Source organism: Kitasatospora sp. NPDC059160 (assembly GCF_042755465.1).
In the GTDB taxonomy this organism is placed as follows: domain Bacteria; phylum Actinomycetota; class Actinomycetes; order Streptomycetales; family Streptomycetaceae; genus Kitasatospora.
In genome coordinates, this window is the sequence record NZ_JBHZCN010000015.1 from 20,069 (window position 1) to 46,347 (window position 26,279).

22 protein-coding genes and 2 tRNA genes are annotated in these 26,279 nt (G+C 74.0%); 7 read left to right on the forward strand and 17 right to left on the reverse strand.

Features of this window, described 5'->3' with window-relative positions:
- Positions 1-262: 262 nt before the first annotated feature.
- Positions 263-2,881 carry an SUKH-4 family immunity protein gene (locus ACFXOZ_RS08925; protein WP_380588710.1) on the reverse strand — a complete coding sequence of 873 codons (2,619 nt, stop codon included), beginning with the start codon at positions 2,879-2,881 and terminating at the stop codon, positions 263-265.
- 63 nt (positions 2,882-2,944) lie between these two features.
- A complete protein-coding gene (locus ACFXOZ_RS08930; RefSeq protein WP_375892692.1) occupies positions 2,945-3,946 on the reverse strand; it encodes an SMI1/KNR4 family protein in 1,002 nt (333 codons plus the stop codon).
- Positions 3,947-4,473: 527 nt separating this feature from the next.
- Here ACFXOZ_RS08930 and ACFXOZ_RS08935 point away from each other — a divergent pair.
- Both ACFXOZ_RS08935 and ACFXOZ_RS08940 read left to right on the forward strand, forming a co-directional pair.
- Positions 4,474-4,935 (forward strand): YwqJ-related putative deaminase, encoded by a 462-nt coding sequence (locus ACFXOZ_RS08935; protein ID WP_375892694.1) that lies wholly within the window; start codon positions 4,474-4,476, stop codon positions 4,933-4,935.
- 83 nt (positions 4,936-5,018) lie between these two features.
- Positions 5,019-5,621 carry an SUKH-3 domain-containing protein gene (locus ACFXOZ_RS08940; protein WP_380531677.1) on the forward strand — a complete coding sequence of 201 codons (603 nt, stop codon included), beginning with the start codon at positions 5,019-5,021 and terminating at the stop codon, positions 5,619-5,621.
- A gap of 15 nt (positions 5,622-5,636) precedes the next feature.
- Here ACFXOZ_RS08940 and ACFXOZ_RS08945 read toward each other — a convergent pair whose 3' ends face one another.
- Positions 5,637-6,932: a sensor histidine kinase gene (locus ACFXOZ_RS08945; RefSeq protein ID WP_375892695.1), complete on the reverse strand. Its 1,296-nt coding sequence runs from the start codon at positions 6,930-6,932 to the stop codon at positions 5,637-5,639.
- A 260-nt stretch (positions 6,933-7,192) separates the two neighbouring features.
- Here ACFXOZ_RS08945 and ppc point away from each other — a divergent pair, with 260 nt between their 5' ends.
- Positions 7,193-10,003 (forward strand): phosphoenolpyruvate carboxylase, encoded by a 2,811-nt coding sequence (gene ppc, locus ACFXOZ_RS08950; RefSeq protein ID WP_380531668.1) that lies wholly within the window; start codon positions 7,193-7,195, stop codon positions 10,001-10,003.
- A 67-nt stretch (positions 10,004-10,070) separates the two neighbouring features.
- On the opposite strand, the gene ACFXOZ_RS08955 is transcribed toward ppc, so the two are convergent.
- The 6 genes from ACFXOZ_RS08955 to ACFXOZ_RS08980 form a co-directional block, all read right to left on the reverse strand.
- Positions 10,071-10,394, reverse strand: a complete 324-nt coding sequence (locus ACFXOZ_RS08955) for a hypothetical protein (RefSeq protein ID WP_375892699.1) — start codon at positions 10,392-10,394, stop codon at positions 10,071-10,073.
- A 154-nt stretch (positions 10,395-10,548) separates the two neighbouring features.
- Positions 10,549-11,127, reverse strand: a complete 579-nt coding sequence (gene pth / locus ACFXOZ_RS08960) for an aminoacyl-tRNA hydrolase (protein ID WP_380588713.1) — start codon at positions 11,125-11,127, stop codon at positions 10,549-10,551.
- 142 nt (positions 11,128-11,269) lie between these two features.
- Positions 11,270-11,863 (reverse strand): 50S ribosomal protein L25/general stress protein Ctc, encoded by a 594-nt coding sequence (locus ACFXOZ_RS08965; RefSeq protein ID WP_375892701.1) that lies wholly within the window; start codon positions 11,861-11,863, stop codon positions 11,270-11,272.
- Positions 11,864-12,209: 346 nt separating this feature from the next.
- A complete protein-coding gene (locus ACFXOZ_RS08970) occupies positions 12,210-13,187 on the reverse strand; it encodes a ribose-phosphate diphosphokinase (protein ID WP_375892703.1) in 978 nt (325 codons plus the stop codon).
- Positions 13,188-13,389: 202 nt separating this feature from the next.
- Positions 13,390-14,844, reverse strand: coding sequence for a bifunctional UDP-N-acetylglucosamine diphosphorylase/glucosamine-1-phosphate N-acetyltransferase GlmU (gene glmU, locus ACFXOZ_RS08975; protein ID WP_375892705.1), 1,455 nt, complete (start codon positions 14,842-14,844; stop codon positions 13,390-13,392).
- A 153-nt stretch (positions 14,845-14,997) separates the two neighbouring features.
- A tRNA-Gln gene (locus ACFXOZ_RS08980) sits at positions 14,998-15,068 on the reverse strand.
- Positions 15,069-15,335: 267 nt separating this feature from the next.
- On the opposite strand from ACFXOZ_RS08980, the gene ACFXOZ_RS08985 reads away from it, so the two are divergent.
- Positions 15,336-16,328 (forward strand): acyl-CoA desaturase, encoded by a 993-nt coding sequence (locus ACFXOZ_RS08985; RefSeq protein WP_375892707.1) that lies wholly within the window; start codon positions 15,336-15,338, stop codon positions 16,326-16,328.
- Positions 16,329-16,555: 227 nt separating this feature from the next.
- Positions 16,556-17,158 carry a TetR/AcrR family transcriptional regulator gene (locus ACFXOZ_RS08990; protein WP_375892821.1) on the forward strand — a complete coding sequence of 201 codons (603 nt, stop codon included), beginning with the start codon at positions 16,556-16,558 and terminating at the stop codon, positions 17,156-17,158.
- 51 nt (positions 17,159-17,209) lie between these two features.
- On the opposite strand, the gene ACFXOZ_RS08995 is transcribed toward ACFXOZ_RS08990, so the two are convergent.
- A complete protein-coding gene (locus ACFXOZ_RS08995) occupies positions 17,210-18,001 on the reverse strand; it encodes a methyltransferase domain-containing protein (RefSeq protein WP_380523994.1) in 792 nt (263 codons plus the stop codon).
- A gap of 111 nt (positions 18,002-18,112) precedes the next feature.
- Here ACFXOZ_RS08995 and ACFXOZ_RS09000 point away from each other — a divergent pair, with 111 nt between their 5' ends.
- Positions 18,113-18,610, forward strand: a complete 498-nt coding sequence (locus tag ACFXOZ_RS09000) for a MarR family transcriptional regulator (RefSeq protein ID WP_360231165.1) — start codon at positions 18,113-18,115, stop codon at positions 18,608-18,610.
- 48 nt (positions 18,611-18,658) lie between these two features.
- Here the strand turns inward: ACFXOZ_RS09000 and ACFXOZ_RS09005 are convergent, their stop codons facing one another.
- The 5 genes from ACFXOZ_RS09005 to ACFXOZ_RS09025 form a co-directional block, all read right to left on the reverse strand.
- On the reverse strand, positions 18,659-19,558 hold the full coding sequence (locus tag ACFXOZ_RS09005) for a LuxR C-terminal-related transcriptional regulator (RefSeq protein WP_380523996.1): 900 nt from the start codon (positions 19,556-19,558) through the stop codon (positions 18,659-18,661).
- A 353-nt stretch (positions 19,559-19,911) separates the two neighbouring features.
- A complete protein-coding gene (gene galE / locus ACFXOZ_RS09010; protein WP_375892711.1) occupies positions 19,912-20,874 on the reverse strand; it encodes a UDP-glucose 4-epimerase GalE in 963 nt (320 codons plus the stop codon).
- Between the two features lie 206 nt (positions 20,875-21,080).
- Positions 21,081-21,767 carry a LuxR C-terminal-related transcriptional regulator gene (locus ACFXOZ_RS09015; RefSeq protein WP_380588716.1) on the reverse strand — a complete coding sequence of 229 codons (687 nt, stop codon included), beginning with the start codon at positions 21,765-21,767 and terminating at the stop codon, positions 21,081-21,083.
- Positions 21,768-21,955: 188 nt separating this feature from the next.
- A tRNA-Thr gene (locus ACFXOZ_RS09020) sits at positions 21,956-22,031 on the reverse strand.
- 98 nt (positions 22,032-22,129) lie between these two features.
- Positions 22,130-22,651 carry a winged helix-turn-helix transcriptional regulator gene (locus ACFXOZ_RS09025; RefSeq protein ID WP_380588719.1) on the reverse strand — a complete coding sequence of 174 codons (522 nt, stop codon included), beginning with the start codon at positions 22,649-22,651 and terminating at the stop codon, positions 22,130-22,132.
- 151 nt (positions 22,652-22,802) lie between these two features.
- On the opposite strand from ACFXOZ_RS09025, the gene ACFXOZ_RS09030 reads away from it, so the two are divergent.
- The gene (locus tag ACFXOZ_RS09030; protein ID WP_380524000.1) at positions 22,803-23,399 is read left to right on the forward strand and encodes a flavodoxin family protein; all 597 of its coding nucleotides are present in this window, start codon (positions 22,803-22,805) and stop codon (positions 23,397-23,399) included.
- 72 nt (positions 23,400-23,471) lie between these two features.
- Here the strand turns inward: ACFXOZ_RS09030 and ACFXOZ_RS09035 are convergent, their stop codons facing one another.
- Together ACFXOZ_RS09035 and ACFXOZ_RS09040 are read right to left on the reverse strand one after the other, a co-directional pair.
- Positions 23,472-24,806: an MFS transporter gene (locus ACFXOZ_RS09035; RefSeq protein ID WP_380588722.1), complete on the reverse strand. Its 1,335-nt coding sequence runs from the start codon at positions 24,804-24,806 to the stop codon at positions 23,472-23,474.
- A gap of 137 nt (positions 24,807-24,943) precedes the next feature.
- On the reverse strand, positions 24,944-26,164 hold the full coding sequence (locus ACFXOZ_RS09040; RefSeq protein ID WP_380588725.1) for a S8 family serine peptidase: 1,221 nt from the start codon (positions 26,162-26,164) through the stop codon (positions 24,944-24,946).
- Positions 26,165-26,279 lie beyond the last annotated feature (115 nt).

A 26,279-nucleotide genomic window follows, 5' to 3' on the forward strand; every position in this document is an offset into this window, starting at 1 on the left:
CTCTTCCCCTCGTTTCGCGGGCTGCGGAGCCCATGATCGGACGGACTGGACGGATCCGGAACCGGTTGGGACACCGGGGCCGAATCCGGTCGTCGTGCGGACCGGAATGTGTCGAGGACGGGGCGATGAGACCCATCCTCTTGACCTATTTTGCGCAGATCCGGACGAAACCCCAACGAGGCACAGCTGCCGGGGCACGCCGAAGGGGTCGTTCCGGACACCGGAACGACCCCTCCCACCTGCGAGGATCCGCGACGGTCCGCTACAGCAGACCGTCCCAGAACTGCTCCAGCAGCACGGCCCACCAAGTGTCCGCGGTCTGCAGGGCCGCCGGGTCGATCGCGGCGAGCTGGGCCTGGAAGTCGGTCGTCCAGCGACCGGCCTGCTCCGGCGTCAGCCCGTACCGCAGCCGCCACATCCGGCCCAGCAGGGCCAGCGCGCGGACGAACTCCGGTACACCGGCGTTGACGAAGCGCGGCGGCTGGCCGGTTCCGTCGACGTCCACGGCGACCACGTTCGCGGTGCCGTACTGGACGCACAGCTGACGGCCGTAGTCGTTGCCGAGCACCAGGTAGCCGCCGAAGTCCGGGCCCTGCTGCAGGCCGCGCTCGGCGGCCAGCTCGGCCAGCGTCGGGATCGGCCGGCCCTCCTGCGCCTGGGCCCAGAAGAACGGCCCGAAGTCGCGCGGCAGCCCGGCCCACGTCAGCGTCTGCGACACCGGCTCCGGCACGCCCTGGCGGGAGACGGCGCGCTGCTCGTAGCGGAACAGGTTCTGGCCGAAGGCCGTCCCCAGCTCCTGGGCGAGCTGCTGCGGCGGCGCCGGCGGCAGCGCCTGGACCGTCCCCGGCGCGGGCAGCGGAACCCGGAACGGGCGGACCCGCTGGGCACCGGAGGCCAGCTGGTGCAGCTCGTCCAGGTGGTCCAGCAGCTCGGCCATCCCGGCCTGCCGGGAGGCGTGGTCGCGGCCGTACGGGGCGGTGTGGGTCAGCCGCACGTTCGGCCAGGAGGCCGCGATCATGCGGTTGCAGTAGCCGCCGGGCAGATCACACGACTCCAGCTCGGTGTAGAGCTCCAGCACCTGCTCCGGCGGCACGTTCAACCGCCGCAGGTCCTGGAGGATCTTCCACTCCGGGTGCGGGGTGCCCGGTTCGCTGCGGTGCAGCAGCTTCTGCTCCGAGCCGTCCGGGCCCCGGTAGCTGAGCGCGGCGAAGTAGCCCGGGCCCACCGCGGGCACCCCGGGCGGCACCGGCGCGCCCGGCGGCGGGCCGGTGACCGGGGTCGGCGGGACGACGCCGGGCGCGGCACCCGCGTTCGGGTAGCCGTACCCGGCCGCGGGCGCGGCCGGAGCCGCCGGGCCGCCGGGCGGCGGCGGGACGGCCGGACCGCCGGACGGCGGGGTGCCCGGGTCCGCCGGGCCGCCGAGCAGCGCGGGGTCGATCGCGCTCGCCAGCTGGGTCGCCTCGTACGCCACACCGGCGGCGGCCGGGGCGGGCCCGCCCTGCGGCGCGGGAGCCGGGGCCTCACCGGAGCGCAGGCCCGCCGGCGGCGGGGGCGGCGGGACCGAACCGCCCGACCGGCCGCCCGCAGCGGCGGCGGGCGTGCCCGACCCCGGGGTCTGCCGCAGCCCGGCGGGCGGGGGCGGCGGCGGGGCCGAGGCGGGGTTGCGGCCCAGCCCGCCCGAGCCGGAGGCACCGGACGGTCCGCCCGGAGCGCCGCGCAGCGCGGCCGGCGGGGGCGGCGGCGGGGCCGAACCCGGGCCGCGGCCGAGACCGGCGCCCTGGGCCGGCGGAGCCGCGGGCGGGGCGGCCGGGCTGGGGGCGCCGGGCAGGCCGGCCAGCCCACCGGGCGAGGCCAGCATGGTGGGCGCCTGCTCCACCGGGGCGGCGGGCGGGGCGGCCGGGGCGCCGGGCAGGCCCATCAGGCCGGGCACGGCGTCCGGCGGCGCGAGCAGCGTCGGCGCCGGCTCGGCGGCCGGGGCGGGCACCGGGACCGGAGCGGGCGGGGCGACGGGCGGCGCGGCCGGGGCCTGGGCCTGGGCCTGGGCGACCGGCGGCTGGGCACCGACCGGCGGCAGGCCGTGGCCGCCGCCCGGGGGCATCAGCATCGTCGCGGCCTCGGCCCCGGCCGGGGCGGGCGCCTCGGGCAGGTCCGAACCGGAGGTACGCAGGCCCTCCGGCATCAGCACGGTCGCCGCCTCGGCCGCGACCGGCGCGGGCGGCGGCGTCGAGGCGCTCGGCGGCAGCGGGGCGGCGAACGGGTCCTCGCCCGGCGGCGGCGCGAGCATGGTCGGCGCGTCCCCGGCGGGCCGCGCGGAGACCGGCGGCTCGGTCAGCACGGCGGGCGCCACCGGTACGGGCGCGGGCGGCAGCGGCGCGGGCGGCACGTCGGCAGGCGCGGGCGCGGCGACCGGTACGGGCGCGGCAGCCGGGGCCGGGGTCGGAGCCGGGGCCGCGGCACCGGCCAGCTTCTCGGCCTCCGCCGCGATCGCCGCCGCCCCCGCCTCCTGCAGCCACTGCGGCGGGCTGAGCAGGAAGGAGGTCGCCTCCACCGGCCCCGGTGCGGGCTTCGCCGCCCCGGCCGGGTTGGCCGCGACCGGCCGCCCGTACACCTCCTCGAACTGCCGGACCACCTCGTTGACGGGCAGCGCGGGCCACAGCGTGCTGGCGCCCGAGTCGCGGGCGATCACCAGCCGCGCCCCGCCCGCACCCGCGCCGCCGTCGGCACCGGCACCGGGCCCACCCGCCGTGTCCGCGGGCGAGACCGCCCAGCAGACGAAGCCGAGGTCGAACTCCCGGACCCGCACCTCGCGCTGCTGCCCGTGCGGCACCCCGCCGTTGACCCACTCCTCGGCGAGCTCCTGCGCCTGCGCGTACGTCACCACGCCCGGTTCACCCCTGTCCCCGTCGTCCCCACTCGTTCCCTCAACGCCGTTCCCGCGCTCACGTCAGTCCACCGGGACGGCCCGGGCGAACCCGCCGTCCACCATCAGCTCCGCGACCGTCTCCAGCTCCGGCGGGCTGCCGGCCAGCCGCAGCAGGAAGGCGTCGAAGTCGTCCCCGCAGGGCAGCAGCAGCCGGGCGCAGCGCTCCTCGGGGGCCTCCGGCCCGCCGGAGTCCCGGGCGTCGTCGTACAGGTGGAACCAGACCGAGCCGATCCGGTCGCCGCGCACCTTGAGCGCGATCAGGCCGCCCTGCGCGTAGGCGATGCCCAGGTAGTCCTTGGTGAGGTGGTCGCGCAGGCACTTGTTGGCGTAGACGACGTCCTCGGTGCCGTACTCCTCGGTGAGGGTGAGGAACGGCTGGTCGAGCAGCATGCCGAGCTCGGTGTCCAGCGCGACGCCGACCGGGCCGCGGCCGCCGCCGAGCTTGAGGAAGGTGCGGTAGGCACCGGGCAGCTGGTAGCCGAGGCGCTCCTCGGCGCGCTGCACCAGGTCCTCGGGGACGCCGATCGGGTCGCCGCCGTCCTTGGCCAGCGAGAAGTGGACGGGCCGGCGCTCCTGCAGCGGGCGGGTGCCCCGGCGGGTGTGGTCGGCGGGCGAGGTGGCCAGGCCGCCGTGGTGGCGCAGCAGGGACTTGACCTCGACCGGGACGAGCTCCATCCGGCGCCAGCCGGGGGCGGCCCGGCCGACCGCGTGGTGCCAGGTCCAGCCGGGCGGGGTGGCCACCGCGGTCTCCAGGTCGGCCCAGAGCGGGTGGCCCTGGGTGAACAGGGCGGCGTTGGCCGAGACGTAGTCGGTCAGCCGCAGTTCGTCCACGCCGAAGCCCTGCGGCGGGTCGGCGACCTCGGCCGCCGCGGCGGCGTACGGACCGAAGTCCGGGTAGCCGGCCTCGTCCACCCGGACCCCGGCCGGGTGCCGCTCGGCACGGACCGGGTCCGGGAACTGCACCACCTGACCTGCGTACGCCGCGTTCGGTGCGGCGGTGACGCCGGGCCGACCTGTCGTCATCTGGGAGCCCCCACTGGCTGCTGCAAAATGCTCGGTGCGCTTGCTGGGCACCAGCCTATTGGGTCACCCGCCCGGCCGACCCCTCGCACCCGGGGCCCGCCGCAACACCTCCACGACCCCTACCTGCCGGGCCTGTGTGACTCGTCGCGGGCGCCGTGGCCGCCGATCGGCCGTACGGGGGCGGCGAGTTCGTCGTCGTCGGTGAGCACCGCCCCGGCGTCGCCGTTGCCACCGGGGCCCGCCCGGGGCCCTCCCGGGGCTCGCTGCCGGAACCGTACCGGGCGGGGTCCGGACCGGGGGCGGTTTCGGTAAATCGACGGACAAGTCATGACGATGCTGTGCGGGTCCGGCCGGTGGGCGGCCAGGATGCGGGTGGGACGGGTGCCCGGCCGGCCGGTGGCCGTACGGGTGTTCGGTCCGCCCCGCACCCCGGTTGTGCGGTTGTCGGTACCGAATGACAGGCTTGCCCCGGGACCGACCGGAGCCAACGGGAACCGGACCGCCAGGAACGAGGAGGAGGACACCGCATGACCACCGGTGAGCCGGCGGGCCCGCCCGTGCTGCGCCACCACCGCGACAGCCTGCTGCCCGCCGTCGCCGCCGCGCTGTCGCCCAAGGGCGGCGAGGTGCACACCCTGGCGGGCGACAAGGACGACCGGCGCCCGGTCCTGCACCCGCTGGTCGGCGAGTTCCTGGACACCCTGCCGGTCGAGGCCCGCGAACGGTTCACCGGCCGCTGCCCGGAGGCCGTCCTGCTCTCCCAGTACCTGACCACGGTCGACGGGAAGCGCTCCAAGCGCGCCGCCCGCAAGCCGATGAGCCTGCAGGAAGCCCGCAAGGCGCTCAAGGGCTCCCGGATGACGACGCTCCGGATCCGCGAGGAGGGCGACCCGGCCCACGGCACCCACGCCCCGCCGTGCCGCTCCTGCGCACCGATGCTGGAGCACTTCACGGTGCAGAGCGTCGCCGTCGGGCCGCCGGCGCGCTGAGCGTCCGCACGCCGGACGCCCGCGCCCGCCCGCCTCCCGTACGCCTCTCGTACGCCCCCTGTCCCCGAGCCCCGGAGCACGCCCTGAACCCGCCCAGCCCGCCCCCGCCCCCGCCGGCCACCCTCGCCCCGGGCACCCCGCCCCCGGCCGGCCCCACCGGGCGGACCCGCCCGCGCTTCCCCGCCGACGTCGCCGCCGAGCTCAAGGCGGCCGGCTGGCACCCCGGCCGCTGGCAGATCCGGCAGGCCGAGGAGTGGGCCGACGCCCTGGTCGGGCACGGCGGTCCCGGCGGCGTCCCGCACGCGGTGTTCCCGGCGGCCGTCGAGGCCTGGGCGGAGTTCGGCGGCCTCGCCTTCGACCTCTCCGGCCCCGGCCGCCAGTTGGCCCGCACCTCGTTCCTGATCGACCCGATGTGCGGGCTGCACCAGCCGCGCACCCTGTTCGACCTCGGCCGGGCCCTGGGCAGCCGGCTCGCCCCGCTCGGCGAGGAGGCCTACGGGCAGGCGCTGCTGGCCGTCGACGAGGAGGCCCGGGTCTACAGCCTGGACCACACCGGCGAGTGGTTCCTCGGCCACGGCATCGACCAGGCGATCAGCACCCTGGTCCTGGGCACCGCCCCGGAACGGCTGCGCACCGCCGAGGAGTACGGCCGCGCGTACGGCCAGGGCCCGTCCACGCCGGGCTGAGGCGCCTCCCGTGGATCAGGCCGGACCCGCGGCGCCCGGCCGGCCGAGCCGGTCCGCGCGGACGGCCAGCCGGGACGGCAGCACCGCCTCGACCCGGAAGCCGCCGTCCGCCTCCGGCCCGGAGGAGAAGGTGCCGCCCAGCGCGATCACCCGCTCCCGCATCCCGACCAGCCCGTTGCCCCCGCTGGGCAGCTGCGCCGCCCCCCGCTCCCCGCCCGGGCAGGCGTTCACCACGCTCACCCGCACCCCGTTCGGCGCGTACGCCAGCAGCACCGACACCTGCGCCCCGCCCGCGTGCTTGTGGGCGTTGGTCAGCCCCTCCTGGACGACCCGGTAGGCGGTCTGCTCGGCCTCGCCGGTGAACTCCTGCCGGCTGCCGCTGACGGTCAGCGTCACGGCCATCCCGGCCGCCCGGGACTGGTCGACCAGCCGGGGCAGCACGGCCAGCGAGTCCGGCTCCTGCGGCCGTTCGTCGTCCATCCGCAGCACGCCGAGGATCTCGCGCAGCTCGTTCAGCGCCTGCCGGCCCACCTCGCCCATCAGCCTGGCGCTCTGCGCGGCCTTCTCCGGGTCCTTGACGGCTATTCGCTCCAGCGCCCCGGAGTGCACCACCATCAGCGAGACCCGGTGGGCGACCACGTCGTGCATCTCCCGGGCGATCCGGGTGCGCTCCTCCAACCGGGCCCGGCGGGCGCGCTCCTGGGCCTGCTCGGCGAGCAGGTCCAGTTCGGTCTCCAGGCCGTGCGCACGGTCCTTGAGCGACTCGATCAGCCGCCGCCGCGCCCCCACGTACAGTCCGGTCACCACCGGGGCGACGGTCAGTCCGACCGCGACCAGCAGCGACAGCACGACCAGGCCCCACAGCGGGGTCCGCTCCGCCGCGACCGAGTCGTCCGGGGTCATCAGCTGGAGCGCCATCACGGCGCCGGCCTCGGCGAAGGCCAGCCCGGACAGCGCCACCACCCGGCGGCGCCGGGACGGCCACTCCCAGGTCTCCGCCAGCGTGTACAGCGACACCACCAGCAGCAGCACGCCCAGCATCCCGGGCAGCACCAGCAGGGTCGCCACCACCGGCACGGCCGGCCACCGCCGGCGCACCACCAGCGAACCGCCGGCCAGCGTGCCGAGCAGGGCGATCCCGGCCATGCCGAGGACGCTCACGTGCATCCGGGCGGAGAGGAAGGCGATCGTGCTGGCCGAGCACTCGACCGCGGCGAGCAGCGCCAGCCCGACGTCGAGGAGGGCGCTGCGCCGCCGCTTCCACCACCAGAACGACCGGACCGGCACGCGCTCCCCAGGCGACTTGCTCATGCGTGACAGGTTAAGCGGCAACCCCCGCCCTTCCCCACCCGGATTGCCCGGCACACCCCCTACCCCCCTCAAGTGGTCCAGACCACAGGTGGTTTTCGGCAGCCCTGTCCGCCATCCGGCCACCTCGCGGACAGCGACCGCCCCGACACCTATGCTGGTCGCGTCGGACAGCGCGGTCCGCACGCGTCACACCCGCCACACTGCGCGTGGACCTGTGACGATGAGCCGTTGCCGAACCCCACCACCAGAGGGAGCCAGCCGTGACCGCTCCGGTCCCCACCCCGGCGGACAGCCCCACCGTCCTCGCCGCCGGCGCAGCCGAGGACAACTCGGCCCTGCGCGCGGACATCCGCCGCCTCGGCGACCTGCTCGGCGAGACGCTGGTCCGCCAGGAGGGCCCCCAGCTGCTGGGCCTGGTCGAACAGGTCCGCCTGCTCAGCCGCACCGACGGCGAGGCCACCGCCGAACTCCTCTCCGACATCGACCTGGACACGGCCGCCAAGCTGGTCCGGGCCTTCTCCACCTACTTCCACCTCGCCAACGTCACCGAACAGGTGCACCGCGGCCGGGAGTTCGCCACCCGCCGCGCCCGCGAGGGCTCGCTGCTGGCCCAGACCGCCGACCAGCTCGCCGAGGCCGACCCCAAGCACCTCCAGGACACCCTGGCCAACCTCGCGGTCCGCCCGGTCTTCACCGCCCACCCCACCGAGGCCGCCCGCCGCAGCGTGCTCAACAAGCTGCGCCGGATCGGCGAACTCCTCGACCGGATCCACCGCGAGGAGCTCAGCAACGGCCTGGCCGCCGCCGACCCGGCCCGCACCAGCAGCGCCAAGCGCTCCGCCGACCGCCGCCTCGCCGAGGTCATCGACCTGCTCTGGCAGACCGACGAACTGCGCATCGCCCGCCCCGAGCCCACCGACGAGGCCCGCAACGCCGTCTACTACCTGGACGAGCTCTACCGCGAGGCCGTCCCCGAGGTGCTGGAGGAACTGCACGAGGAGCTCGCCCGGGTCGGCCTCAACCTGCCCGACGGCGTGCGCCCGCTGACCTTCGGCACCTGGATCGGCGGCGACCGCGACGGCAACCCCAACGTCACCCCGCAGGTCACCTGGGACGTCCTCAACCTCCAGCACGAGTACGGCATCCAGGACGCCCTCGCCGCGATCGACGACCTGCGCAACACCCTCTCCACCTCCGAGCGACTGGCCGGCGCCTCGGTCGAACTGCTCGCCTCGCTCAACACCGACCTGCACCGGCTCCCCGAACTCAGCCCCCGCTACAAGCGGATGAACGCCGAGGAGCCCTACCGCCTCAAGGCCACCTGCATCCGGCTCAAGCTGGAGAACACCCGCGAGCGGCTGGCCGGCGGCACCCCGCACGTCGAGGGCCGCGACTACCTCGGCACCCGCGAACTCGTCGCCGACCTGCGGCTGATCCAGGAATCGCTGCGCGCCCACCGCGGCGAGCTGATCGCCGACGGCCGGCTGGCCCGCGCCATCCGCACCATCGAGGCCTTCGGCCTCCAGCTCGCCACCATGGACGTCCGCGAGCACGCCGAGGCCCACCACCACGCCCTCGGCCAGCTCTTCGACCGGCTCGGCGAGGAGGCCTGGCGCTACGCCGACATGCCCCGCGAGTACCGGCAGAAGCTGCTCGCCAAGGAGCTCCGCTCGCGCCGCCCGCTGGCCCCCACCCCGGCCCCGCTGGACGAGGCCGGCACCAAGACCCTCGGCGTCTTCAACACCATCCGCCAGGGCTTCGAGCGCTTCGGCGACGAGATCGTCGAGAGCTACATCATCTCGATGTGCCAGGGCGCCGACGACGTCTTCGCCGCCACCGTGCTGGCCCGCGAGGCCGGCCTGATCGACCTGCACGCCGGGATCGCCAAGATCGGCATCGTGCCGCTGCTGGAGACCACCGACGAACTCCAGCAGGCCGACCGCATCCTCGACGAGATGCTCTCCGACCCCTCCTACCGGCTGCTCGTCTCGCTGCGCGGCGACATCCAGGAGGTCATGCTCGGCTACTCCGACTCCTCCAAGTTCGGCGGCATCACCACCTCCCAGTGGGAGATCCACCGCGCCCAGCGCCGACTGCGCGACGTCGCCCACCGCTACGGCATCCGGCTGCGCCTCTTCCACGGCCGCGGCGGCACCGTCGGCCGCGGCGGCGGCCCGTCCCACGAAGCCATCCTGGCCCAGCCCTGGGGCACCCTGGAGGGCGAGATCAAGGTCACCGAGCAGGGCGAGGTCATCTCCGACAAGTACCTGCTCCCCTCCCTCGCCCGGGAGAACCTGGAGCTGACCATCTCCGCCACCCTCGCCGCCTCCGCGCTGCACACCGCCCCGCGCCAGGCCCCCGAGGAACTGGCCCGCTGGGACGCCGCGATGGACCGGGTCTCCGAGGCCGCCCACACCTCCTACCGCGCCCTGGTCGACCAGGAGGACCTGCCGAAGTACTTCTTCGCCTCCACCCCGGTCGACCAGCTCGCCTCGCTGCACCTGGGCTCCCGCCCGTCCCGCCGCCCCGACTCCGGCGCCGGCCTGGACGGCCTGCGGGCCATCCCGTGGGTGTTCGGCTGGACCCAGTCCCGCCAGGTCGTCCCCGGCTGGTACGGCGTCGGCTCCGGCCTCGCCGCCGCCCGCGCGGCCGGCCTCGGCGACGTGCTGGACGAGATGCACGGCCAGTGGCACTTCTTCCGCAACTTCCTGTCCAACGTCGCCATGACGCTGGCCAAGACCGACCTGCGGATCGCCCGCCACTACGTCGAGCAGCTGGTGCCCGGCGAGCTGCGGCACATCTTCGACCAGATCGTCGCCGAGCACGACCTCACCCTGCGCGAGGTGCTGCGGCTCACCGGCGAGAACGAACTGCTGGAGCACAACCCGGTGTTGAAGCAGACCTTCACCGTCCGGGACGCCTACCTCGACCCGATCTCCTACCTCCAGGTCGCGCTGCTGCGCCGCCAGCGCGAGGAGGTCGCGACCGGCCGCCCGGAGGACCCGCTGCGCGCCCGCGCGCTGCTGCTCACCGTGAACGGCATCGCCGCCGGCCTGCGCAACACCGGCTGACGCCCGGCCGAACGACGCAGGGCCGGTGTCCACGTCCCGTGGACACCGGCCCTGCGTACGTACGTTCCTACTCCGCGGGCTCGCCCGCGCGCCGGCGCTTGAGCCACAGGGCCGCCCCGCCGGCCACGACCACCAGGCCGCCGCCGACCGCCAGCAGCCCCGCGTCGGGGCCGACCGACTCGCCCAGCAGCGGGGCGAACTGCGCCGCCGCGGGCTCCGGCGTGATCGCCGGATCGGGCTCGGCCACCGGATCGGCGTGCGCCACCGCGCCGCTGGACAGCAGCATCCCGGCCGCCCCCAGGGCACCGGCGGTGCCGACCCGTCGTCCGAACTGCTTGAGCCGGACCACCCGGAGCCGCCGGAGTCGGCGGACCGGACGCAATCTGCGCATCGAGAACTCCCCAGGACCCGTTCGCGTACCGGGCCGACGCTATCCGATCCCGCACAGGGTTCTCACACGGATTCAGGTTTACCGGGCAAGCGTTGTACGACTGTTGTGTACCCGGCACACCGTGCGCATGACGTCACGTCAGACGCCGCCCGTTTCAGGAGTTGTACGTGCCCTGCGCCCGCTCCAGCCCCTCGGACAGCAGCGCCTCCACCGCGTCGGCCGAGCGGTCCACGAACCACTCCAGCTCCTTGCGCTCGGTCGAGGAGAAGTCCTTCAGCACGAAGTCGGCGACCTCCATCCGGCCCGGCGGCCGGCCGATCCCGCAGCGCACCCGGTGGTAGTCCGGGCCCAGCGACTTGGTGATCGACTTCAGCCCGTTGTGGCCGTTGTCCCCGCCGCCCAGCTTGAGCCGCAGCGCCGCGTAGTCGATGTCCAGCTCGTCGTGGACGGCGATCAGCGCCGAGGCGGGCACCTTGTAGAAGTCCCGCAGCGCCGTCACCGGCCCGCCGGAGAGGTTCATGAAGGACATCGGCTTGGCGAGCACCACCCGCTTGCCCGCCAACCGCCCCTCGGCCACCTGGGCCCGGCTCTTGTGCGCCTTGAACCTGGCACCCATCCGCTGCGCCAGCAGGTCGACCACCATGAAACCGATGTTGTGCCGGTTCCGGGCGTACTGCTCGCCCGGGTTGCCCAGCCCCGCCACGAGCCAGGGCCCGTCGTACTCCTCCGCCATGTTTCCCTTCTCCCTCGCGCTCGACTCCGCGCTCGACGCCGCGCCCGACGCCGTCATCCCGATCATCCTGGACGCACCGCTGCCCCGGCCGCTCCAGGGGAGCGACCGGGGCAGCGTTCGAAAGCTACGGGGTACCGGAGGCTCAGGCCTCGGTGCCCTCGGCCTCGGCGGCCTCGGCGTCGGCGTCGGCCTGCGAGGCCTGGGCGCCGATGACCTGCAGCACGACGGCGTCGGCGTCGACGGCCAGGGTGACGCCGGCCGGCAGGGCGATGTCCTTGGCGTGGATGGAGGCGCCGGCCTCCAGGCCCTCGACCGAGACGGTGACGGACTCGGGCAGGTGGGTGGCCTCGGCCTCGACCGGCAGCGCGTTGAGGACGTGCTCCAGCAGGTTGCCGCCCGGGGCCAGCTCGCCCTCGGTGTGGACCGGGATCTCGACGGTGACCTTCTCGCCGCGCTTGACCAGCAGCAGGTCGACGTGCTCGATGGTGCGCTTGATGGCCTCGCGCTGGACGGCCTTCGGCAGGACGTACTCGTCCTTGCCCTCGATCGGAACGACCAGCAGGGCGTTCGGGGTCTTGAGGGCCATCATCAGGTCATGGCCGGGCAGGTTCAGGTGAACCGGGGCGTGGCCGTGGCCGTAGACGACACCGGGGACGAAGCCGGCGCGGCGGGCGCGACGGGCGGCACCCTTGCCGAACTCGGAACGGGTCTCAGCGGCAATGCGGATCTCGGACACGACTGCACTCCTCGTGAAGAATGGCGCGGGGGTGCAGGCAACGCGAAAAACCGCCGGGACCACACCCTCAGTACGTTCGGGGGTCACTCGGCGGCAACGACTTCTGCCGGCGGACGGAATCCGTTACGGCAGCGCGTCGATCACGGAGTCGGTGTCCGTCGAGCGGGCACACGACATCCCTCGCCGAGCAGTTTCACGAGTCTAACCGCACCGGCCCGCTGCGACGAAATCGGGCCCCCGGCCGACGCCCCCGCCGAACCCGGCGCCCCCCGCCGAACCGGCAGCGGCCCCGAACCGGCGGCGGCCCCGGACCGGGGTGGTCCGGGGCCGCCTGCGCGGGGCTTCGTCAGTGCACGCCCTCGAAGAGGCTGGTGACCGAGCCCTCCTCGAAGACCTCGCGGATCGCGGCGGCGATCGACGGGGCGATGGACAGCGTGGTGATCTTGTCCAGCTGGAGCTCGGCCGGGGTGGGCAGCGTGTTGGTGAACACGAACTCGCTGACCCGGGAGTTCTTGAGCCGGTCCGCGGCCGGGCCGGAGAGCACGCCGTGGGTGGCGGCCACCAGGACGTCCGCGGCGCCGTTCTCGAACAGCGCGTCGGCGGCGGCGCAGATGGTGCCGGCGGTGTCGATCATGTCGTCGACCAGGACGCAGACCCGGCCGTCGACGTCACCGACCACGTCGGCCGACAGGATGGTGTTGGCCTGGGTGATGTCGCGGCGCTTGTGGATGATCGCCAGCGGGGCGTCCAGCCGGTCGCACCACTGGTCGGCCACCTTGACCCGGCCGGCGTCCGGCGAGACGACGGTCAGCTTGGAGCGGTCCACCTTCTCGCCGATGTAGTCGGCCAGCAGCGGCAGCGCGAACAGGTGGTCCACCGGGCCGTCGAAGAAGCCCTGGATCTGCGCGGTGTGCAGGTCGACGGCCATCAGGCGGTCGGCACCGGCCTGGCGGAGCAGGTCGGCGACCAGACGGGCCGAGATGGGCTCGCGGCCGAGGTGCTTCTTGTCCTGGCGGGCGTACCCGTAGAACGGCAGGATCGCGGTGATGCTCTTGGCGGAGGCCCGCTTGAGAGCATCGATCATGATCAGCTGTTCCATGATCCACTGGTTGATGGGAGCCGTGTGGCTCTGCATCACGAAGCAGTCCGCGCCACGCGCCGACTCCAGGAAGCGGACGTAGATCTCGCCGTTGGCGAAGTCCAGGGCCTTGGTCGGGACCAGCTCGGTCCCCAGCGCCTCGGCAACCTCCCTCGCCAGCTCCGGGTGGGCACGGCCGGAGAAGAGCTTGAGCTTCTTCTCACCCGACGTCGTGATCCCGCTCACTGCACCGTCTCCTCGTGTTGCGGACGCTGAACCCCGCTCCCGAGGAGGGCAGGCGCAGCCCGCACTCACGAGGGGATCGGGGAATGTCGGTACGCCTGGACACGGGCGGTAAGCCCAGTGGCGCACGTATGTCCCCCAGGTTACGCGCCCGCGCAGAAACCGTCCGCCCCGGGGACCGGCCGACCGGTCCCCGGCGGGCGCGTCAGACCTCGGCCGCGCCGTCGGTCGCGGCCCGCGCGGCCTGCGCGGACACCGTGCCCGGGCGCTTGCGCTCCACCCAGCCCTCGATGTTGCGCTGCTGCGCGCGGTTCACGCCGAGTGCGCCGGGCGGAACGTCGGTGGTGATCACCGAGCCCGCGCCGGTGTAAGCGCCGTCACCGACGGTCACCGGGGCGATGAACATGTTGTCCGAGCCGGTGCGGCAGTGCGCCCCGATGACGGTGCGGTGCTTCTTCACCCCGTCGTAGTTCACGGTGACCGAGGCCGCGCCGACGTTGGTGCCCTCGCCGATCGTGGCGTCGCCGATGTAGGAGAGGTGCGGCACCTTGGCGCCCTCGCCCAGCTCGGAGTTCTTGACCTCGACGTAGGTGCCGACCTTCGCCTTGCGGGCCAGCTTCGCCCCCGGCCGCAGGTAGGCGTACGGGCCGGTGGAGGCGAGCTCGCCGATCTCGGCGCGGTCGGCCGTGGTGTTGCTCACACGGGCGCCGGCGCCGACCAGGGTGTCCCGGAGGGTGGAGTTCGGGCCCACCTCGCAGTCCTCGCCCAGGTGGGTCGCGCCCTGCAGCTGGGTGTTCGGCAGCACCACGGCGTCCGGCTCGTACGTCACCTGGACGTCCATCCAGGTGCTGGCCGGGTCGACCACGGTGACGCCCGCGCGCATCGCCCGCTCCAGCAGGCGGTCGTTCAGCAGCCGGCGGGCCTGCGCGAGCTGGACCCGGTCGTTGATGCCCAGGATGTCCCGGTGGTCCTCGGCGACCACGGCGCCGACCCGGTGCCCGGCCTCGCGCAGGATCTCCAGGGTGTCGGTCAGGTACTCCTCGCCCTGCGAGTTGTCGGTGGTCAGCTCGGCCAGCGCCTCGGTGAGCAGCTTGGCGTCGAAGGCGAACACGCCCGAGTTGATCTCGGCGATGGCGCGCTGGGTGTCGCTGGCGTCCCGCTCCTCGACGATCGCGGCGACGGTGCCGTCCTCGTCGCGCAGGATGCGGCCGTAGCCGAAGGGCTCGGGGACGACGGCGGTCAGCACGGTGACGCCGTTCTGCTGGGCCTCGTGCGAGCGGGCCAGCCGGCGCAGGGTGTCCCCGGTGAGCAGCGGCGAGTCCCCGGCGGTGACGATCACGGTGCCGTCCAGCGTCACGCCGTCGGCGGCCAGCGACTCCAGCGCGGTGCGGACCGCGTGGCCGGTGCCGTTCTGCTCCTCCTGCACGACCGGGCGCACGGCCGGGTAGTGCGTCGCCAGGTGCTCCTCGACCTGCTCGCGCTGGTGGCCGACCACCACGACGAGCTGCCCCGGCGTCAGTTCCCCGGCCGCCGAAACCGCGTGACCCACCAGCGAGCGCCCGCACACCTCGTGCAGCACCTTGGGCACCTTGTTCGACTTCATCCGGGTCCCACCACCGGCGGCGAGCACGACAACGGCGGCAAGCGAATTGGCACCCATGCGGGGAGGCTCCTCATTAGGTTCAAAGAGAGGGCAGAGCAGGCCAGAACGCGGTCCGCACATGTGCTCTGGCAGTTCGAGGATAGTGCGGGGCGGCGAGCCGAAACGCCAGACGCCCGGCCCGCGCATGCCCGCCCGCGGCCGTACTCAGTGCTCCCGGAGGAGGATTCGAACCCCCATAAGCTGGACCAAAACCAGCTGTCCTGCCCTTAGACGATCCGGGACCGGAGCTCCACCGCCGGAGGCCCGGCGGCGCGCTGGGCCAAGACTACGGGGTAGCGCGCCTCACATCTACCACCAATGCCGACCCTCCTGGCCCGTCCGATCCGGGCACGGGAGGGGTTCCGGGTTCATCCATCCAGTCGGGTGAATTCACTCAAGCGCCGCGCGGGGGTGTGTTCCCCTGGACACGGAGCGCAACCTACGATGCCGTAGGTTACGCCAACGTAGGTCCGCTCTGTCCCGTTCCGGGACGCCGCGAAGGGACGCCCATGACCATCCAGGCCGACGAGGCGCACGCGGGGGCCACCGCCCTCCCCGACCCCTCCCCCGATCCCTCCGCCGACGCCGCGACCCGGCTGTCCGCCACCCGCGGCGGCGAGAAGCAGGGGGCCGCCGAGCGGATCGCGCTCGGCCTCTTCATCCTCGTCCCGTTCGCCGCGCTGGTCGCCGCCGTACCGGTGGCCTGGGGCCGGGGGCTCGGCTGGACCGACGTCGCGGTCACCGTCGCCATGTACTTCCTCACCTGTCACGGCATCACCGTCGGCTACCACCGCTACTTCACCCACGGCTCCTTCAAGGCCCCCCGCCCGATGCGGCTGGCCCTCGCCGTCGTCGGCAGCCTCGCCGTCGAGGGACCGCTGGTGCGCTGGGTGGCCGACCACCGCAAGCACCACCGGTTCAGCGACAAGGACGGCGACCCGCACTCGCCGTGGCGCTACGGGGAGAGCGTCCCGGCCCTGGTCAAGGGCCTGTGGTGGGCCCACATGGGCTGGATGTTCGACGAGGAGCAGACCCCGCAGCTCAAGTACGCCCCGGACCTGGTCGGCGACCCGGCGCTGCGGCGGATCTCCCGGCTGTTCTGGCTCTGGACCACCATCTCGCTGCTGCTGCCCGCGCTGGTCGGCGGCCTGGTGAGCCTGTCCTGGGAGGGCGCGCTGTCCGCCTTCTTCTGGGGCTCGCTGGTGCGGGTCGCCCTGCTGCACCACGTCACCTGGTCGATCAACTCGATCTGCCACGCCATCGGCCGGCGCCCGTTCCGCTCCCGGGACCGCTCCGGCAACGTCTGGTGGCTCGCGGTGCTCTCCTGCGGCGAGTCCTGGCACAACCTGCACCACGCCGACCCGACCTCGGCCCGGCACGGCGTCCTGCGCGGACAGATCGACTCCTCGGCCCGGCTGATCCGCTGGTTCGAGCTGGCCGGCTGGGTCCGGGACGTCCGCTGGCCGGACGCGGAGCGGATCGCCGCCCGCCGCGCCGCATGAGGCGGCGCTTCCAGCATGATGTAGGGGTGAACGGGAGCAGCGCAGACAGCACAGGCGGTCACCACAGCACGCGGACGGACCCGGCGCCCGGAACGGCGCCGGCCCGTCCGCGGGCCGCTGCGGCGCCGGGCGCGGCTCCCGACGGCGGTGCCGACCGGACCGCGGACGGCGCCGCCGACCGGTCCGCGGCCGCCCCGGCCCCGCGCCGCCGGGGCGGCCGGGTCCGGATGACCGGCAAGCAGCGCCGGGAACAGCTGCTGGAGATCGGCCGGACGGTCTTCGCGGAGCGCGGCTACGACGGCACCTCGGTGGAGGAGATCGCCGAGCGCGCCGGGGTGTCGAAGCCCGTGGTGTACGAGCACTTCGGGGGCAAGGAAGGGCTCTACGCGGTGGTGGTGGACCGCGAGATGCAGCTGCTGCTGGACATGGTGACCGGGGCGCTGACCGGCGGGCACTCGCGCGAGCTGCTGGAACAGGCCGCCTTCGCGCTGATGGACTACATCGACACCTCGACGGACGGCTTCCGGATCCTGGTCCGGGACTCCCCGGTGGCCCAGTCGACCGGCACCTTCGCCTCGCTGATCAGCGACATCGCGACCCAGGTCGAGGACATCCTGGGCCTGGAGTTCAAGTCCCGGGGCTTCGACGCCCGGCTGGCCCCGATGTACTCGCAGATGCTGGTCGGGATGGTCGCGCTGACCGGCCAGTGGTGGCTGGAGGTCCGCAAGCCGGACAAGGCCACGGTGGCGGCGCACCTGGTGAACCTCGCCTGGCACGGGCTGGAGGGCCTGGAGCGGCACCCGAGGCTGGTCGGCGACCGCCTGACCTGACCGTCCGCCCGTCCGCCCGTCCGCCCGCCCGTCGTCACGCCGGGCGACGGGCTACCGCCTGACCCCGACCGCGAAGATCCGCCGGAACGGGAAGACCGTCCCGTGCGGCCCGGCCGGGTAGGCCTCGCGCAGCAGCCGCCCGTACTCGGCGAGGAAGGCGGCCCGGTCGGCCGGGTCGGCGAGCCGGCCGAGGACGGGCCGCAGCGCGGTCCCCTTGACCCACTCCAGCACCGGGTCCGGCCCGGGCAGCAGGGTGCTGTAGGTGGTCTCCCAGACGTCGGCGGCGCAGCCGGCCCCGGCGAGGACGTCCAGGTACCGCCCGGGCGGGTGGACACCGCCCCGGACGGCGTCGGCGCCGAGGGCGTCGCGCCAGCGGGCGCTGCGGCGCAGTTCGGCGAGCAGGGTGTGGCTGGGGGCCTCGAAGTTGCCGGGCACCTGGACGGCGACCACCCCGCCGGGCTCCAGGGCGTCCGCCCAGCGCGCCAGCACCGCCAGGTGGCCGTCCACCCACTGGAGGGTCGCGTTCGAGGCGATCAGGTCGGGCGCGGCCGGGGCCGGGTCGTAGTCGCGGGCGTCGGCGAGCAGGTAGTCGGCGGTGGGCTCGCCGTCGGTGCGGGCGGCCTCCAGCATCGGGGCGGAGCTGTCGAGGCCGGTGAGCCGGGCCTTCGGCCAGCGTTCGCGCAGGACGGCGGTGGAGTTGCCGGGGCCGCAGCCGATGTCGAGGACCGTCGGGGCGGGCTCGTTCGGCAGGGCGGGGACGCGGGCGAGCAGGTCGCGCAGCGGGCGGGTGCGTTCGTCGGCGAAGCGCAGGTACTGCGCCGGGTCCCAGACGGGGCTGGTCATGGTTCACCTCGCAGGTATCTCGACATCAAGATATCGCCGAAAAGCCTCGCTGGCACATTTCTCGATGTCAAGAGACTTCACATCGACACATCCACCGATACACTGATCGTCATGGAGGACGAGGTCGACAGGCTGGTCGCGGCGTGGCGCCGGGAGCGCCCCGACCTCGACGTGGAGCCGCTGGAGGTGCTCAGCCGGGTCAGCCGGCTCGCCCGCCACCTCGACCGCGCCCGCCGCACCGCCTTCGCCGAGCACGGGCTGGAGCCCTGGGAGTTCGACGTCCTGACCGCCCTGCGGCGGGCCGGCTCCCCGTACCAGCTCTCCCCCGGCCAGCTGCTCACCCAGACCCTGGTCACCTCCGGCACCATGACCAACCGGATCGACCGCCTCACCGGCAAGGGCCTGGTCAAGCGCCTGCCCGACCCCGACGACCGGCGCGGCGTGCTCGTCCGGCTCACCGACGACGGCCGCGACCGCGCCGACCAGGCCCTGGCCGGCCTGCTCGCCCACGAGCGCGAACTGCTGGCCCAGCTCAGCTCCGGCCAGCAGGGCGAACTCGCCGGCCTGCTGCGGCTGCTGGTCGCCCCGTTCGACAACATCCCGGGCTGACGACCACCGCTGCGGCGTCCGGCCCCGACGCTCCGCTACGGCTTCCCGCTACGGCGTGGAGGCGATCGACGGCGGCGCGGCCGGCTCCGCCGGACTGACCCCGGCCCGGCGGGCCACCGCGACGGCGGCCAGCGTGGAGTGCACCCCCAACTTCCCCAGCACGTTCTGCATGTGGGTGCGGACGGTGTGCGGCGACAGGTACAGCCGCTCCGCCACCGCCTGCCGACCCAGGCCCGCCACCATGCAGCGCAGGATCTGCTTCTCCCGCGGGGTCAGGGTGTCCACCAGGCGCTCGCTCTCGGTGCGGTCCCGCCGGGCCGTCGTGAGCTCGCGGATCACCCCGGTGAGCAGCGCCGGCGGCAGGTGGGTCTCGTCCCGCAGCACCCCCCGGACCACCGCGAGCAACCGGGCCAGCGAACTCTCCTTCGCCACCCAGCCGGTGGCACCCGCGTGCAGCGCCCGGGCGGCGCGGTGCGGATCGTCCGCGGTGGCCAGCACCACCCCGCGCAGCCCCGGATGCGCCCGGCGGAGCCGGCCCAGCAGGGTGATGCCGTCCGGCGGCGGGGCCGTGGGCCGCAGCTGCTCGGCGCGGAGCTGGTCCGGGGGACGGGCGGCGGCGGTCGCCGGGACGGGCGGGGCGAGCGGGGCGGCACCCGGCCTGCGGGCGGCGGGCACCCCCGGGGCCGGGCGGCGCCGGGCCTCCTCGGCCGCCTCCGGACCGGGCCGGGCCCGGGCCGCCGGACCGCCCGCTTCACCCCCCAGGTCGGCGTCGATCAGCGCCACGTCGTAGGCCCGCCCCTCGGCCGCGGCCCGCTCCAGCGCCCGCTCGGCGGCGGCCGCGCTACCGGCCGCGCCCACCTCCACATCGGGCTCGGCGGCGAGCGCCGCGGCCAGTGCCTCGGCGAAGATCCGGTGGTCGTCGACCACCAGGACCCGGATCCGCCCCATCGTCACTACCCCCTGCTCAGAGCGCCCGAGCCCGGGGACGGGGGCCGGTCCGGCGTCCGCGTTCCGGACCCGCCGTTCCGCCCGCCCACCGGTGGCCGGTGAAGCCGAAAGGACGCCGGCCCCCACCGGTACCGCACTCAGCGTACGGGCCGGGAAACGCTCCCGTGGCGGTTCGGTGAAGTTTCGTCAGGTGGTGCGCGAGGGGCCGGACTTGACCGGGCGGACGACCCCCGGGGGTGCGCTCGCGGTGGAGCGCGCCCCGGGAGCCGTCCCGTTCCGGCCCGGCCGGCGGGGCCGTCGCCGGACTGCCCGCCGGTCTGCTCGCCGACCTACTCGTCGGACTGCTCGCCCGACTACTCGCCGGTCTGCTCCAGGGTGAACTTCCAGGCGTCGGCGACGATGTCGTCCAGGTTGGGGCGGCGCGGCGTCCAGCCCAGCTCCTGGTGGGCCCGCTCGGCCGAGGCCACCAGCACGGCCGGGTCGCCCGCGCGGCGGCCGACGACCTGCACCGGGATCTCCCGGCCGGTGACGCGCTTGACCGACTCGATCACCTCGCGCACCGAGAAGCCGCTGCCGTTGCCCAGGTTGCAGATCAGGTGCTCGCCCGGCTTGGCGGCGTCCAGCGCCAGCAGGTGCGCGTCGGCCAGGTCCGCGACGTGGATGTAGTCGCGGATGCAGGTGCCGTCCGGGGTCGGGTAGTCGTCGCCGAACACCGCGATGTGCGGGCGCCGGCCGAGCGCGGCCTGGAAGACCAGCGGGATCAGGTGCGACTCGGGGTCGTGCCGCTCGCCGTAGGCGCCGTACGCGCCGGCCACGTTGAAGTAGCGCAGCGAGACGGCGGCCAGGCCGTGCGCGACGGCCTCGCTGGTGATCATGTGGTCCATGGCGAGCTTGCTGGCGCCGTAGGTGTTGGTCGGCGAGGTCCGGGCGGTCTCGGCGATCGGCACGACCTCCGGCTCGCCGTAGACGGCCGCGGTCGAGGAGAACACCAGCTTGCGCACGCCCGCGGCGCGCATCGCCGTGATCAGCTCCAGCGAGCCCGCCACGTTGTTGCGCCAGTACTTCTCCGGGTCCACGACCGACTCGCCGACCTGCGAGGAGGCGGCGAAGTGCAGCACGCCGTCGAAGGAGCCGTCCAGCACCCGGCCGGCCTCCTGGATCCGGCCCTCGACGAACTCGGCGCCGGCCGGGACGCCCTCGCGGAAGCCGGTGGAGAGGTCGTCCAGGACGGTCACCTGGTGACCCGCCTCCAGCAGGTGCGCGGCCACCACGCTGCCGACGTAGCCGGCGCCACCCGTGACCAGGTACTTACTCATGATGAGACCTCCAGCGGGCGATGGTCCGCGCGGTCGGCGGCGCCATCGACGGAATGCGTACGACTGCGCTCAATTGTCCCTGCCCGCCGGGGTGCTCCGGACCACCGGGGCGGTCGCTCCCCGGCATTCTCACCCACTCCTCAGCCGACCTCCACGGCGCTGCCGCGCCGCCGCCCCGCGGGCAACCCGGCAACCCGGCAGCCCGCTCAGCCGTCGGCGGTCCGCCGGCCGTCGGCCATCCGCTCCAGCAGGCCGGTGCGCGCGGCCACCGCGGCCGCCTCCAGCCGGGTGCGCGCCCCCAGCTTCATCAGCACCCGCTGCACGTGGGTGCGGGCGGTGCTCGCGGCGATCCGCATCCCGGCCGCGATCGCCGCGGTGTCCTCGCCGTCCGCGATCCGGGCCAGCACCTGCACCTCACGGCGGGTCAGCAGCCGCAGCAGCCGGACCGCCTCGTCGTCCGGCTCGGCCACCGGGCGCAGCAACTGGTCGAAGGCCCCGCGCAGGACGTCCACCGTCACCGCGGCCTCGCCCGCCCGGGCCCGCCCGATCGCCCGCTCGACCACCTCGATCCGCTCGTCGCTGGGCACGTACCCCGCCGCCCCGGCCGCGAACGCGCAGGCCACACCCCGGAGTTCACCCACCGGCCCGAGCACGATCACGGCCACCTCGGGCCGCTCCCGGCGGATCCGGCGCAGCCCGTCGAAAGCCCCCGGCTCGCCCGGCGCGGACACCCCCAGCAGACACACCTCGGGCCGCCGCCCGACCACCAGATCGGCCGCCACACCGGCCGGCGAGCCGACCGCGAGCACCCGGTGCCCGCGCAGTTGCAGCGCGGTGGCCAGCGCCTCGGCCAGCAGCCGGTGGTCGTCGACCACCACGAGTCGAACACCCATGACGCCCTCCCGGTCGGGGTCCGGCTCGCGCCCGCACCCCGCGGGCGGGCGGCCGATGACGCACCATCACAACGCATTCCGTACCCGACCCGCTAGGCCACCGAGGATCGCGGGACCAGCGGCGGAACGGGGCGGAGCCCGGTGCACAGAACGCGAAAGACCCCCGCCGCGAGGCGAGGGTCTTTCAGTGGAGCCCCCATGCGGAATCGAACCGCAGACCTTCTCCTTACCATGGAGACGCTCTACCGACTGAGCTATAGGGGCTTGGCCTTGCGTTTCCGCCTGGCCGGTCGAACAAGGAAGACATTACACGGCCGTCGGCCCGGAAGGGAAATCGGCTCCACCCCGGGCCCCGTGGGCCGTCAGCCCCCGGCGTGCGCCGCGTCGAACTCCTCGCGGGCCGCAAGCATCTGCCCGGCGCGGCGCTCCGTCCAGCGCCCGAGCGGGGCGACCAGCGCGGCCAGCTCGCGGCCGAGCGGCAGCAGGTCGTAGACCACCCGCGGCGGCGTCTCCGGGAAGACCGTGCGGAGCACCAGCCCGCTGCGCTCCAGGCTCCGCAGCGACTGGGTGAGCATCTTGCGGCTGACCCCGCCGACCCCGCGCTGGAGCTCGGAGAAGCGCTGCGGCCCACAGGCGGACAGGCTCATCAGGATCAGCATCGACCACTTGTCGGCGAGCTCGGCGAACAGCTCGCGACTGGGGCAGAGCTGGGCGAAGACGTCCAGCTCCGGTCCCGGCTCCGGCTCCGGTCCCGGCCCCGGCTCCGGCTCCGGCACCCGGCCTTCGCCTGCCGGCTGCCGGCCTCCGCCTTCCGGCTCCCGCCCGACCCCGGCGTCTTCCGCCCGTCGCTCGACCTCGACCCGGGCCGCTTCCTCCGTCGTCATACGCCCAGGGTAGACCTGCGGTCTCCGATCCGCACCTGGTCTCTACTGGAGACCTGGTCTATATTGGAGACCGTTCGACGGAGCGGGCCCGCCCCGCTCCGTCCTCCTTGCCCTCCCCTGCTCACGCCGTCCCGTCCCCAGGAGTGCCCGCATGACCGCCATCCGCCCGACCGTCGCCCTCGCCTACCACTCCGGCTACGGCCACACCGCCGTGATCGCCGAGGCCGTCGCCCGAGGCGCCGCCGCAGCGGGCGCCGAGGTCGTCACGATCGCCGTCGACACCATCACCGAGGAGCAGTGGGCCCAGCTGGACGCCGCCGACGCGATCGTCTTCGGCTCCCCCACCTACATGGGCACCGCCTCCGGCGCCTTCCACGTCTTCGCCGAGGCCAGCAGCAAGCGCTGGTTCACCGACGCCTGGAAGGACAAGCTCGCGGCCGGCTTCACCAACTCCGCCTCCAAGAGCGGCGACAAGGCCGGCACCCTCGGCTTCTTCCAGACCCTCGCCGCCCAGCACGGCATGAACTGGGTCAACCTCGGCCTCAAGCCCGGCTGGAACGCCACCACCGCCTCCGAGGACGACCTCAACCGCCTCGGCTTCTTCACCGGCGCCGCCGCCTCCTCGCCCGCCGACGCCGGCCCCGAGGCCGTCCACAAGGCCGACATCGCCACCGCCGAGCACCTGGGCGAGCGCGTCGCCCGGCACACCGCCGTCGTGCTGGCCGGCCGCGCCGCCCTGGCCGGCTGAGCCCTGGCCGACTGCTGGGCCCTGGCCGACCGAGGCCGCACCGCCGCACCGCCTCGCCGCCGCACCGCACGGCTACGCCGCCGGATCCGCCCCCAACACGGGCGCCCGGCGGCGTCCGCCGTCCACCGCCGCCAACTCCGCACCCGTGGTGTCCGGCAGCAACCACAGGCAGCCCAGCGCCACCAGCCCCAGCACCCCCAGGTACCAGCCGACCGGCTGCGCCGTCCCGTACACCCCGGTCAGCCGCGTCGCCACCAACGGCGTCAGCGCCCCGCCGACCACCCCGCCCAGGTTGTACGTCAACGCGGCACCCGTGTAGCGCACCCGGGTCGGGAACAGCTCCGGCAGGAACGCCGCCACCGGGCCCATCAGGCACCCCAGCACCACCATCGCCCCGGCCAACGCCAGGAACATCAACGGCCGGCGCACCGTCTCCAGCAGCGGGAACAGCACCAGCGACCAGCCCGCCGCCAGGCCCGCCGCCCAGCGCAGCGTCCGCCGCCGCCCCCACCGGTCACTGTGCGCCGCGCTCAGCCACACCGTCACGGCCCCGCCCACCGCACCGACCAGCAGCATCGCCAGCACCACCGTGCTCGCCACCCCCAGGCCGGACGTCGCGTACGCCAGCGCGTACGTGGTGGTCAGGTAGAACAACGCGTACCCGAGCGTGATCGCCCCACCCCCCGCCAGCACCGGCCGCCAGTGCTCCCGCAGCACCTCCACCACCGGCGGGCGGTCCCGCCGCTCGTCCGCCCGGAACAACGGCGTCTCCGCCAGCCGCAGCCGCACGAACAGCCCCACCGCCACCAGCACCAACGAGGCCAGGAACGGCACCCGCCAGCCCCACGCCCGGAACGACCCCTCGTCCAGGGTGAGTTGGAGCACCAGGAACGCCCCGTTCGCCAACACGAACCCGCCCGACGGCCCCAACTGCAGGAACCCGCCGTACCGCCCGCGCCGCCCGGCCGGCGCGTTCTCCGCGATCAGCAGCGCCGCCCCGCCCCACTCCCCGCCCAACCCGACGCCCTGGCACACCCGCAGCACCACCAGCAGCACTGGCGACCACCACCCCCACACCGCGAACCCCGGCAACAACCCCACCGCCACCGTCGCCAGACCCATCAGCAACAGCGACACCACCAACGTCGCCTTCCGCCCCACCCGGTCCCCGAAGTGCCCGAACACCACCGCCCCCAACGGCCGGGCCAGGAACGCCACCGCGTACACCGAGAACGCCGCCAACAACGCCCCGGCCCCACCCAGCCCGGGAAAGAACACCGGCCCGAACACCAGGGCCGCCGCCGTCCCGTACAGGAAGAAGTCGTAGAACTCGATCGCCGTCCCGATCAACGCCGCAGCCGCGGCCCGCCTCAACTGCCCGGCCCGCCGGGCACCCTCCGCATCCATACCACCACCCTCGCCACCCCCACCCCACCCCCGCCAGCACCCACCCGAGTGACCCCGGCGCACACCCCACCCCCAGCGCCCACCAAAAAGCCCGAGCGCCGCCACCGCGACACCCGGGCCCACCTGCCCCAACCCGCCTACTGCGCGTACGGATTGCCCCCCGGAGGCCCCGGCGGCACGGCAGCCCTCCGCCGACGCACCACCGCGAACACCACACCCGCCACCACCAGCAGCCCGGCCACCACCCCACCCACGACCGGCAGCACACCACCCGACCCGGACGACGCCCCAGCCTTCGGCTCCGCAGTCGGCGCACCCACCGCCACATCGGACGGACTTCCACCAGGGCCCGCAGCCGACGACGACGGAGCCTTGGAGACAGCGGACGCGGACGGGCTCTTCGAGGGCACGGGATCCGCCACCGGCACCGGAGACACATCCGCTGGACCAGGATCCCCGGGCTCCGTCAGAGCGATCCGCGGCCGTACGACTCCGTATCCGACATCATTGCTGCGGGCGGACCCGTCAGTCGGCTTCCCCGCCGTGTTGATGAGAACTCGGAGAACCTGATTCGCGGTCCATTCCTTGTGCACCGACCAGACCAGGGCTGCCGACGCAGATACCAATGCGGCTGCGTCGGACGTGCCGTGGCTCTTGCAGTACCCGGTATCAGCTGTACAGGCCGCGATGATGTCCATGCCGGGCGCGGCCAGGATCACTTGCGGCCCCTGCTCGGATTCGGACGTTGCGATGACATCGTGATCAACTGCACCGACGCCAACCACATTGGGGAGACCGCCTGGATAGGAGACAGGGTTCCCCGACTGTGCCTCGTTCCCAACGCTCGCCACAACCAGGGATCCCTTGGCCCTTGCCTGGGCAATAATCCGCTTCAGTTTGTCGACGTCGTCCGAAGCAAATCGGACCGCATCCAAACCTTGCGAGATATTGATGACCTTGGCCCCTTGGTCGACCGCATAAGTGACGGCCTGACCGATCTGGTCGAGGAAGTCGGACGGGGAAATCGCTGAGCCCGAGCCATTGTTGATCTTCAGGGGGAGGATCTTGGCTCCTGGAGCCAGGCCGTATGCACCCGTCCCCCCGACGCTCTTCCCGGTCCCAGCGATCAGGCTCGACATCTCCGTACCGTGCCCGTCGGTGTAGGTCCCTACGCCGTCGGAGCCACCGCTGAAGTCCTTTCCTGGCAGGAACTGCCCCACGAGATCGGGGTGATCCAGCTTGAATCCACCGTCAATGACCGCAACAGTGATGCCCTGTCCCTTGGAGGTCGTCCACATCTCCGACGCATGCATGGCATCCAGATGCCATTGCTTCTCACGGATCGATCCCTCTGCCACTGCAGGCACTGTCATCGGGCCGACTACGGCTCCCGCCGCCAGAAGCGCCGCAACCGCAGCCCGGCAACGCCCACGCGCGTTCGTCCGCCCCATCACCACTCCTCGTCTGCCTCCC

Coding starts and splice junctions, on each gene's coding strand:
- ACFXOZ_RS09035 (WP_380588722.1), bottom strand. CDS start 24,806: ATGGATGCGGAGGGTGCCCGGCGGGCCGGGCAGTTGAGGCGGGCCGCG.
- ACFXOZ_RS08955 (WP_375892699.1), bottom strand. CDS start 10,394: ATGCGCAGATTGCGTCCGGTCCGCCGACTCCGGCGGCTCCGGGTGGTC.
- glmU (WP_375892705.1), bottom strand. CDS start 14,844: ATGGGTGCCAATTCGCTTGCCGCCGTTGTCGTGCTCGCCGCCGGTGGT.
- ACFXOZ_RS09000 (WP_360231165.1), top strand. CDS start 18,113: ATGGAGGACGAGGTCGACAGGCTGGTCGCGGCGTGGCGCCGGGAGCGC.
- ACFXOZ_RS08930 (WP_375892692.1), bottom strand. CDS start 3,946: ATGACGACAGGTCGGCCCGGCGTCACCGCCGCACCGAACGCGGCGTAC.
- ACFXOZ_RS08990 (WP_375892821.1), top strand. CDS start 16,556: ATGACCGGCAAGCAGCGCCGGGAACAGCTGCTGGAGATCGGCCGGACG.
- ACFXOZ_RS08935 (WP_375892694.1), top strand. CDS start 4,474: ATGACCACCGGTGAGCCGGCGGGCCCGCCCGTGCTGCGCCACCACCGC.
- ACFXOZ_RS09015 (WP_380588716.1), bottom strand. CDS start 21,767: ATGGGTGTTCGACTCGTGGTGGTCGACGACCACCGGCTGCTGGCCGAG.
- ACFXOZ_RS09025 (WP_380588719.1), bottom strand. CDS start 22,651: ATGACGACGGAGGAAGCGGCCCGGGTCGAGGTCGAGCGACGGGCGGAA.
- ACFXOZ_RS09030 (WP_380524000.1), top strand. CDS start 22,803: ATGACCGCCATCCGCCCGACCGTCGCCCTCGCCTACCACTCCGGCTAC.
- ACFXOZ_RS09005 (WP_380523996.1), bottom strand. CDS start 19,558: ATGGGGCGGATCCGGGTCCTGGTGGTCGACGACCACCGGATCTTCGCC.
- ACFXOZ_RS08945 (WP_375892695.1), bottom strand. CDS start 6,932: ATGAGCAAGTCGCCTGGGGAGCGCGTGCCGGTCCGGTCGTTCTGGTGG.
- galE (WP_375892711.1), bottom strand. CDS start 20,874: ATGAGTAAGTACCTGGTCACGGGTGGCGCCGGCTACGTCGGCAGCGTG.
- ACFXOZ_RS08995 (WP_380523994.1), bottom strand. CDS start 18,001: ATGACCAGCCCCGTCTGGGACCCGGCGCAGTACCTGCGCTTCGCCGAC.
- ACFXOZ_RS08985 (WP_375892707.1), top strand. CDS start 15,336: ATGACCATCCAGGCCGACGAGGCGCACGCGGGGGCCACCGCCCTCCCC.
- pth (WP_380588713.1), bottom strand. CDS start 11,127: ATGGCGGAGGAGTACGACGGGCCCTGGCTCGTGGCGGGGCTGGGCAAC.